At 41.6% G+C, this 8250-nt stretch carries 10 protein-coding genes; 3 read left to right on the plus strand and 7 right to left on the minus strand.

The features are described 5' to 3' along the window. Both QZY09_RS19315 and QZY09_RS19320 read right to left on the minus strand, forming a co-directional pair. Window positions 1-761: electron transfer flavoprotein subunit alpha/FixB family protein (locus QZY09_RS19315; RefSeq protein ID WP_295675017.1), on the minus strand; the 761-nt coding region annotated here is incomplete at its 3' end. 33 nt (window positions 762-794) lie between these two features. Then, window positions 795-1532, minus strand: coding sequence for an electron transfer flavoprotein subunit beta/FixA family protein (locus QZY09_RS19320; protein WP_295675019.1), 738 nt, complete (start codon window positions 1530-1532; stop codon window positions 795-797). A 109-nt stretch (window positions 1533-1641) separates the two neighbouring features. Between QZY09_RS19320 and QZY09_RS19325 the strand changes: the two genes are divergently transcribed. Together QZY09_RS19325 and chrA are read left to right on the plus strand one after the other, a co-directional pair. Further along, window positions 1642-1968: a tetratricopeptide repeat protein gene (locus tag QZY09_RS19325; protein WP_295675021.1), complete on the plus strand. Its 327-nt coding sequence runs from the start codon at window positions 1642-1644 to the stop codon at window positions 1966-1968. Window positions 1969-2056: 88 nt separating this feature from the next. After that, complete coding sequence (gene chrA / locus QZY09_RS19330) at window positions 2057-3256, plus strand: chromate efflux transporter (protein WP_295675024.1); 1200 nt, start codon at window positions 2057-2059, stop codon at window positions 3254-3256. A gap of 49 nt (window positions 3257-3305) precedes the next feature. Here chrA and QZY09_RS19335 read toward each other — a convergent pair whose 3' ends face one another. After that, a complete protein-coding gene (locus QZY09_RS19335; protein WP_295675027.1) occupies window positions 3306-5417 on the minus strand; it encodes a hypothetical protein in 2112 nt (703 codons plus the stop codon). Window positions 5418-5567: 150 nt separating this feature from the next. Between QZY09_RS19335 and QZY09_RS19340 the strand changes: the two genes are divergently transcribed. Next, window positions 5568-6566, plus strand: a complete 999-nt coding sequence (locus QZY09_RS19340; protein WP_295675029.1) for a Gfo/Idh/MocA family oxidoreductase — start codon at window positions 5568-5570, stop codon at window positions 6564-6566. Window positions 6567-6597: 31 nt separating this feature from the next. Here QZY09_RS19340 and QZY09_RS19345 read toward each other — a convergent pair whose 3' ends face one another. From QZY09_RS19345 to QZY09_RS19360, 4 genes are read right to left on the minus strand one after another with little or no spacing between them, the layout of a single operon-like run. Beyond that, window positions 6598-6990, minus strand: coding sequence for a hypothetical protein (locus QZY09_RS19345; RefSeq protein WP_295675031.1), 393 nt, complete (start codon window positions 6988-6990; stop codon window positions 6598-6600). Continuing rightward, the gene (locus tag QZY09_RS19350) at window positions 6987-7250 is read right to left on the minus strand and encodes a hypothetical protein (RefSeq protein WP_295675034.1); all 264 of its coding nucleotides are present in this window, start codon (window positions 7248-7250) and stop codon (window positions 6987-6989) included. Before QZY09_RS19350 ends, QZY09_RS19345 begins: the two co-directional genes overlap by 4 nt. A 41-nt stretch (window positions 7251-7291) precedes the next feature. Next, window positions 7292-7594 (minus strand): hypothetical protein, encoded by a 303-nt coding sequence (locus QZY09_RS19355; RefSeq protein ID WP_295675036.1) that lies wholly within the window; start codon window positions 7592-7594, stop codon window positions 7292-7294. 15 nt (window positions 7595-7609) lie between these two features. Continuing rightward, a complete protein-coding gene (locus QZY09_RS19360; RefSeq protein WP_295675038.1) occupies window positions 7610-8074 on the minus strand; it encodes a hypothetical protein in 465 nt (154 codons plus the stop codon). Between the last annotated feature and the right edge of the window lie 176 nt (window positions 8075-8250).

Genomic DNA, 8250 nt, shown 5'->3' on the forward strand with positions numbered 1-8250 from the left:
GTTTGGCCTACGTGCTCGTGGTGAGGACGCCAGTCAACATCAGAAACCGGGCGAGAACAAGCTGTAGCAGCTCCCATTTCTTTTGCCAGTTCTTCTATCATTCCCCAGTTTTCGGGCCCTTTAAGCCCTCGTCCGCCTGATACAACAATATCGGCGTCAGGTAAGGAAACTTTATCAGTTGAGCGTACAATTTCCTTAATGATGGTAGTTAAATCAGCTGCTTTAACCTCAGGATTAAAATCCTCTACTACAGCAGTTGACCCGGTGTCAACAACTTTATATGAATTGGGGCTAAGTGAAATTACTTTATTGGTCGAAGTTAATTCAACCAAAGCAAAAGCCTTACCTGAAAATGCGGTTTTTTTGACGGTGAATTTTCCGTTTGATTGGTCGGGTAGCGAAACCGCGCCGTCTGCTACGCCAGCTTCCATTTTTACGCCAATGCGCGGTGCCAATCCACGGCCCGAAAAAGAGTTGCACAACACAACAATATCGGCGCCTGCTTTTTTTGCGGCTTCAGCGACTACAGCAGCGTAGGCCTGGTTTACAAATTGTTTTAATTTGCCATTTGAAACATTCAGTACCTTTTCAGCACCGTATTTACCAAGGCCGGCCAATTCCGCAGCATTTACGTCACCGATGGAAATTACGGTAAGTGTAGTGTTATTTTGGTTGGCGATGGCCCTGGCATAAGATATTGCCTCAAAAGTTGATTTTTTGAATTTCCCCTCGGCGTTCTCGGCGTAAACTAAAACCGGCATATATATCAGATAAGAATGTATAAATTAAAAATTTTAAATTACCCTTGCTTCTTCATGCAATAACTCAACCAGTTTGGCAACATCATCTGCCGGAATAAGTTTTACTTGTCCGCGTGGCGCGGGTGTTTCATAACTGATTATTTCAGAATTTGTTGTTATCCCGACGGGTTCAATAACGGTAAGCGGCTTGCTACGTGCCGACATAATTCCGCGCATATTGGGTATTTTGGGTTCAGCAACACCTTCGGCTGTACCTGCAACAATTGGCAGAGGTATGGTCAATATTTCTTTACCACCCTCAATTTCGCGTTCAACCGTGATATTAGTCCCCCCGATCTCTAATTTTTTAATGATCGAAACAGAAGGGAAATCTAAAAGCTCCGCAATCATCCCGCCAACTTTTGCGCCGTTATAATCTATCGATTCGCGTCCGGTTAAGATCAGATCAAAAGGGTTAGCCTTAACATATTGGGCTATCTGGTAAGCCACAAACCATGCGTCATGCGGCTTTGCGTTGATCCGGACAGCATCGGTTGCTCCAATGGCCAGCGCTTTGCGGATGGTGGGTTCGGTATTCACTTCGCCCACATTTATTACTGTTACTGATCCATTGCCCCCGTCAGTTAACTCAATGGCACGTGCCAATGCAATCTCATCGTATGGATTTAATATAAATTGCACGCCCGTGGTATTAAATTGCGTGTTATTCTCGTTAAAAGTTATTTTTGTCGTGGTATCAGGGACGTTACTTATGCAAACCAGTATCTTCATCGCGTTATTCAGTTTCTAAAAAGTATTGCGGGCCTGGATATGTTACCACATATGAATATAGTGTACAATCAGGTTTGTGCAAATTTAGTTAAAAAAGATAGAGTTTAAAATGCAGACGAACAGATTAGAAAAGTTGCTGGAATTTATAAAAAACGAACCGGAAGATCCGTTTTTGAAATATGCCCTGGCAACTGAATATTTACGCTTGAAGGAAACGGATAAAGCCCTGGTATTTTATGAGGACCTGGTTAAGAACCATACGGGTTACACAGGTACTTATTACCATTTAGGTAAACTTTATGAAGCACTTGGCCGAAAACAAGAAGCGATAAGCACCTATGAAACCGGCATGAAGATAACCCGTGAAAAAAATGATAACCATGCCTTCTCGGAATTAAGAGCGGTTTATGATGAATTGATGGAGGAGGACGATTAGTTCATTGGTTCATTAGTTCATTGGTGCCTTGATGTAAGGTAATGGGCTTTGCACTAATGAACCAGTGAACAAATGAACTAATGAACCCATGAAGAAACGGCAACTTTTATTTATTCGTGATGTAATTATTTATACGTTTACGGCTTTTGGCGGTCCGCAGGCGCATATTGCAGTTTTGCTGCGCGAATTTGTAGAGAGGAGACGTTATATCACCGAACAGGAACTGATCGAATTAAATGCATTGGCACAATTGCTCCCTGGCCCGGCATCAACCCAAACACTTGTAGGTATTGCATGGAAGGTAGGAGGGCTGCGGCTGGCCATTATTACGTTTTTGATATGGATATTACCGTCGGCTACAGTGATGTGCCTGGCAGCCATCAGTTATAAAATGTTTGCCGGGCACGCTAAATTTACCGAAGTTTTGCGTTTTGTGCAGCCAGTAGCGGTAGGTATTGTGGCTTATGCAACTTATACTTTTGCCCATAAATTTTTAAAAAGCCGCACAAGCGCCAGCCTGGCTATTGGCTCGCTTATCGTGACGCTGATCTTACAAAATGCTTATGCTTTTCCGATACTGATCTTACTGGGGGGCATCGTATCTTCTGCACTGGAAACGCCAGGGGAAGAAAGTGAATTAAGGGTAAAATTATTTGCCAATGTGAATCCCAATAAAGTGACTTATTTTATTGGTGTATTATTGTTTTTTGCTGCATTGGGCGCCATTGTAAAACAAACGTCAGCCATAAGTTTGCCGATACGTTTATTTGAAAACTTTTACCGTAACGGCATTCTTGTATTTGGTGGAGGACAAGTTTTGGTGCCACTAATGTACACCGAGTTTGTGCAGGCGAAACACTACCTCAGTAATTCTGAATTCCTTTCGGGATTTGCGCTTCAGCAGGTTTTACCTGGGCCCACCTTTTCATTTTCCTCATTTTTAGGAGGTATGACTATGGGCAATAAAGGGCATGGAATAGTTGGGCAGATAATTGGCAGCCTGGTAGCAGTTATCGGTTTAAATATGCCCGGGCTTATCCTCATCTTATTTATTGTCCCTTTTTGGGATGACCTCAAAAAGATAACCCGGATCCGTAACTCCTTAAGCGGCATTAATGCGGTTGCCGTTGGCTTTATGGCAACGGCTTTAATATTGCTCACCAAACCCTTCGGGTTGAATTGGCTGGCCTATTTAATTATGGCGGGCACTTTCCTTTTACTAAATTACACTAAAATTAAAGCGCCGGTGGTAATCATCATCGGAATTGCTTTAGGGTTGATATTTTAGGCTCGGCGTAAAGTGTTTTAGTTGTTGTAATGGTTGTAAAAAGAGCAGATTACCATCCCACCTTCACCCCAAGCCCGTAAAATCTACGGTTATCAGTAATATCCCCTGAATTATTTTGCGCGATGTTGCGGAAACTGGCGAAAACTTCCGCATATTTTACCCTGTTCATTTTTACCTGTGAGCCAAAGTAAAGGCTTTGAAGGGATACGGAATTAACATGAGCAGGTGTGACACCGCCGCCCGGAACAAAACCAATTAGGTTAACAGGACGCTGACCTAACTGGTATAAAATATCGAGGCCGGCAAATAGGTTTTTACAGCTAAAGCGATTGGTAAAACCTCCGCTGTAACGGTGCCCCGTGTTTAAATAGGAAGCATATGCGGCGGCATTAACGTTAGATTCGGAGATTTGAAATTTTTCCTCAGCGATATTTAGCCCCGTTCTCCAGCTAAAGGCGCTTGCGCGTAAAGTATAATTTAGCCCTATACGGTTAGTAACCTCTTTTGCATAATAATAAATATATACAAGCTCATAACCATTGATACCAAAAGGGATATATTCCGGCAAAAGGCCCGGGCTGTAGCTCTCCTGGAAGTTGTAACTGAATAAGAAATTTTTGGACAAGCCCAATATCAACCCAGCCTGGTAATTATTCAGTTCTTTTAAAGGATCAAAATTAGCTGTCGGATAAATGAGCAGGTTCCCAAAGCTGTTAAAACTTAAAGTGTTACCCTGATTTAGTGAAACACTTGAGGGTGATTGTCCTAATGTGGCGTAAGGGTCATCAAGTAAACTATTTTGGCGCGAAAAGGAGCCAAACACCATCAGGCTGATATCCTTCAGCCCTGCCAGTTTAAAAACATCTACTGAGGTTGACAAAAACGGGAATAACCTCGGTATTTTATAATCAGGATTAAAATCTTTACCAGAATTTAACAGGCTGACGAAACCGCCCTGCAGATTAAATACATCTTTATAACTGATATTTATTGATGGCGTAAGTAAGTATAATTTAACAGTATATTGTTCGCTTTGCTTGCTTAAATTATAAGTCGGGATACCACCCTGGCCGTAAGTTTGCAAATAGGAGGCTGAATCAACAGCTTTATTATCATATTTACGATATGAAAAATTAAGTGCCGGTTCAAAATCAAAGCTGCCAGCTTTTTTATGGTAAATTAAATTATCCTTTAATAAGAAATTAGAAATTTTGTTATAAGATCCCTGGAATGACTTCGCATTTTCAATCGGGTTACCGGAAGTAACGATCAACAAGCTCACGGAGTCAGCTTCAAAATAATTGTAGTGTGAATAGGCTCCGGACAATGTGTTGATCAAGCCTGGAATGATTTTACTATTAACAGAAATGTTGGAGCTGGCCATGTGTTCAGCAGCACCTCCTTTTATGACGTTATTTTCCAGCGCTGTTGTATTTGCATAATTATAATCGGCAGCATAGGCGTCGGTGTGCGGTACATAATTTATTCCGAAATTTATACTGGTGCCTTTCCACACATTGGCATTTAAATACCCGTTAAATTTAAACCGGTCAAAATGAAAAGGATCAACTGAATTATAATAACTTGATTTTAAAACCGGCATCACATCGTGCTGGTAGTCGGCAGAAACGCCCATCTGTACCGAATCGAGGTTTTTATACCCGGATAGATAATATTGATGATATAAGTTTGATGTGGATTTTGCGCCTGCGTTATACGGGCGGTTAGCCATATTCACCAAACTGCTTTGGCCTGCAGCTTCGATACCCTGTTTGCCGGGCCTGTTGGTTTTTAATTTGATAAATACCAGTTGCTGGGCCGGGCCTGCACCGCTTACCTGTGCAATTGCATTCTGCACCAGTGTTATTTCTTCCAAGTCAAAAATACTGTAGGCGTTAACATCGGTGATGATGTTGCCATCAACAACGTACACTAGTGTAGATCCATTTGAATAAGTGCCATATAGCCAAACGTTTATTGCTTCGGCCAGGTTGCTGAACTGCATTCTTTCGAGGTCGCTGCTTTTTATGGTAATACTTTGGGTGAATTGTTTTTTTACAGATACCCGACCGAGATCATATGCTGAAGTATCGGTTTGGGCATTGGCCGTAAAAAAGAAAAAAACGGTTATTGTTGATAAAATGAGTAAAGGTTTAAACATAATTACAGGATAAGATGGAGCTAAGATAATGTTTATATGGATACGCAAACAATGACGATTTGTAACAATATTCAAGAATATAGTCGTCTAAAGGCCGTTAATGACATTTAACTTCTTAGTATTGTATCTCAATTTATCTCAACTTTAAGAATGAAAACCATCCGGTGGGGCATTTTAGGTGCAGGGCGCATCGCCCGAAAATTCGCATCCGATCTTAAACTGGTTGAAGGGGCTGAATTAAATGCCATTGGCTCTCGATCGAAGGCATCGGCGGATGATTTCACCAAAGACTTCCCTGTAAAATATACTCATGATAGCTACCGGGATCTGGCCGAAAACGCTGAAGTGGATGTCATCTACATTGCTACACCACATAACCTGCATTATGAAAATACTTTACTTTGTGTAAACCATGGGAAGGCCGTGTTATGCGAAAAGCCTTTTGCCATGAACACCAGGCAGGCTGAGGTAATGGTTAGCCTGGCGAAAGAAAAGAAGGTATTTTTAATGGAGGCTTTGTGGACAAAGTTCCATCCTCATTATTTAAAAGTGAAGGAAATGGTAGGGCAGGGGCTGCTTGGCGAGATCAGGTCGGTATTGATCAACTTTGGTTTTAAACCAACGCCACCAATTCCGGTAAGGTTGTTTGATCCTGTATTGGGCGGCGGTACCGTAATGGATATCGGGATTTATAATGTTTTTATGGCGATGAGCATATTGGGTACGCCCGATCATATCAACGCGGTAATGACACCTGCTTCAACCGGTGTTGATGAGCAGTGCGCCATCCTTTTTCGCTATCATAATGGGGCGATGGCGCAATTGTTTTCTACCTTTTCGTCCAATCTGGCAACAGAAGCAGACATATGCGGCAGCGAGGGAAGGATCAGGCTAACTTCAAGATTTTATGAACCATCATCCACCATTGAGTTTTATAAGGAAAGGGTGGACAGTGTCGAGGGTATCCCTGTGCATAAAGAACCAGGGTTTGGTTACCAGTATGAAGCCAGGCATGTAAATGATTGTTTAAGGAGCGGTTTAACCGAAAGCCCGGTGATACCTTTTGCCGATACGCTTTTACTAATGGAAACGCTTGATAAAATACGTGCGATTGCTGGGATCAGTTACCCTTTGGATGATGCCAACTGACGATCGTTTTCAAGAGTTTAACAACGGTTTTTTATTTTGGAAAAATAGATATGGCTGTAAACATTACAACTGCAATCATCACGATAAAAATGAGGAAGATTTTAATGCCATTTAACTCCATGCCAGGTTTTAGGATAAGGGTTCTTACCGGGGCGCTTATTAATAAAAGCAGGCAAATCAGAAAAACAAAAGCAAGGGCTAATTGAGCGCCAATACCCAGGGGAAAGCCATTATGCTCTCCATTTAAGAATCTTATTATATCGTATAAAAACAATACATTCCAAATCAAAACGATCACGATTGCAGCTGATTTCTTCACAGGGATACTGCCGCGGGCCTGAGCAGTTACTACTCTTGCAGCTACGTCGGCAGGAATTGAATTTGCATTTACTAAAAAACCTGTTTGCTTTATTTTCCTGATCAATGCTTCGGGGCTTCCAAAAGTCCAGAATATAACTTTTTGTTATATCCTGCTACCGTATGATTGATTTTTATTCCTTGCCCTAATACCGGGATTAGCGTATATGGTTCAATACTGATGATGTCAGAAGATTTAAAAACCAGGTCGCCTAATATGGATGCCTTTAATTGTAAAGTTTGTTGATTTACAATCAATGTGGCCATCGGCCAGGTAGCATTCGCCATTCCGATCCGTGCGCCACCTGTTTCCCTGATCTCCTCCATTTTTATGTTTCATTTTTTGATTATCGTTATAACTATACCCATTAATGCGCGAAACGTCTTAGCTTCCACATGCCATAAGGGTTATTAAACAGCTCATTGTCGCTGAATGGCTGATTAATTTCTTCAGTGATCAAATATTGGCCGGATTGAGGATCGGGCTGGAAAAATTCATTTTGATGGATAATCGGCTTGTCGAAAACCTGGTAATACCCGAATACATTGATCAGGTCGACCGCGTTTTGAAGTTCTTCGCCACAAACTAATGTGTCTTTCAGACCAAGATTATGCATCCCCCGGGAGAAAACATTCTTTCCTTCGTCGGTAACTGAACTCGTTACAAACATCTCAAACAGGTCGGCCTAAACAAAATTTGTGAGGTATTTGAGCCATTTTTGTTTTTCAAATGCTTTACCTGTAGTATCTATCCGTACCCCGATGCCGCCGGCGTTAAGCACCGCCACACCTGCGAGTGCCAGTTGGTGGGCCTCGTTTAAACTACCGGTTTTACCGGTGATGTATATCACATAATTATGGTTCCTGATCTTACTTAGCCCGACGTCCGTGATGCCTGTCGTCTTCCCTAATGTTTCGAATGATGCTGCCATGTTTTCATCTTGCTCTTTTATTTCAAATTTATAAAATTGCGCGGCCTGCGGGTTGATGAGCAAATCTCCAACAACCATGTAAGTGCCTTCGTTTATGGAGAAAACGGTATTTGCAATATCCTCAACGTCTTTCCAGGTACCAGGAATACACAAAACCGTATTGCAGGCAACCACCGGCTGGCATGCCGGTTGCTTGATTTTTTTAGTAAAGGGCCACATAATTAATTAGGGTAAAACACATCGAACCTGGGTATGAATTTATTGTTAAATCCTTAAAAATAAATAGTTAAAAGCTTGATTTTTATCCACAAAAAAACCGCCTGCAAAAGGCGGTTCTTCAATTATCAGGTGATTGTTAACAATCTTATCTGGTATTTATTTTATCCAGAAACAAA

Origin of the sequence: uncultured Mucilaginibacter sp. (assembly GCF_903913935.1) — a bacterium.
In the GTDB taxonomy this organism is placed as follows: domain Bacteria; phylum Bacteroidota; class Bacteroidia; order Sphingobacteriales; family Sphingobacteriaceae; genus Mucilaginibacter.

Excerpts from the sequence above, each read along its gene's own strand:
- QZY09_RS19355 (WP_295675036.1), bottom strand. The coding sequence starts at position 7,594 with ATGTTTGTAACGAGTTCAGTTACCGACGAAGGAAAGAATGTTTTCTCC.
- chrA (WP_295675024.1), top strand. The coding sequence starts at position 2,057 with ATGAAGAAACGGCAACTTTTATTTATTCGTGATGTAATTATTTATACG.
- QZY09_RS19340 (WP_295675029.1), top strand. The coding sequence starts at position 5,568 with ATGAAAACCATCCGGTGGGGCATTTTAGGTGCAGGGCGCATCGCCCGA.
- QZY09_RS19320 (WP_295675019.1), bottom strand. The coding sequence starts at position 1,532 with ATGAAGATACTGGTTTGCATAAGTAACGTCCCTGATACCACGACAAAA.
- QZY09_RS19360 (WP_295675038.1), bottom strand. The coding sequence starts at position 8,074 with ATGTGGCCCTTTACTAAAAAAATCAAGCAACCGGCATGCCAGCCGGTG.
- QZY09_RS19335 (WP_295675027.1), bottom strand. The coding sequence starts at position 5,417 with ATGTTTAAACCTTTACTCATTTTATCAACAATAACCGTTTTTTTCTTT.
- QZY09_RS19325 (WP_295675021.1), top strand. The coding sequence starts at position 1,642 with ATGCAGACGAACAGATTAGAAAAGTTGCTGGAATTTATAAAAAACGAA.
- QZY09_RS19350 (WP_295675034.1), bottom strand. The coding sequence starts at position 7,250 with ATGGAGGAGATCAGGGAAACAGGTGGCGCACGGATCGGAATGGCGAAT.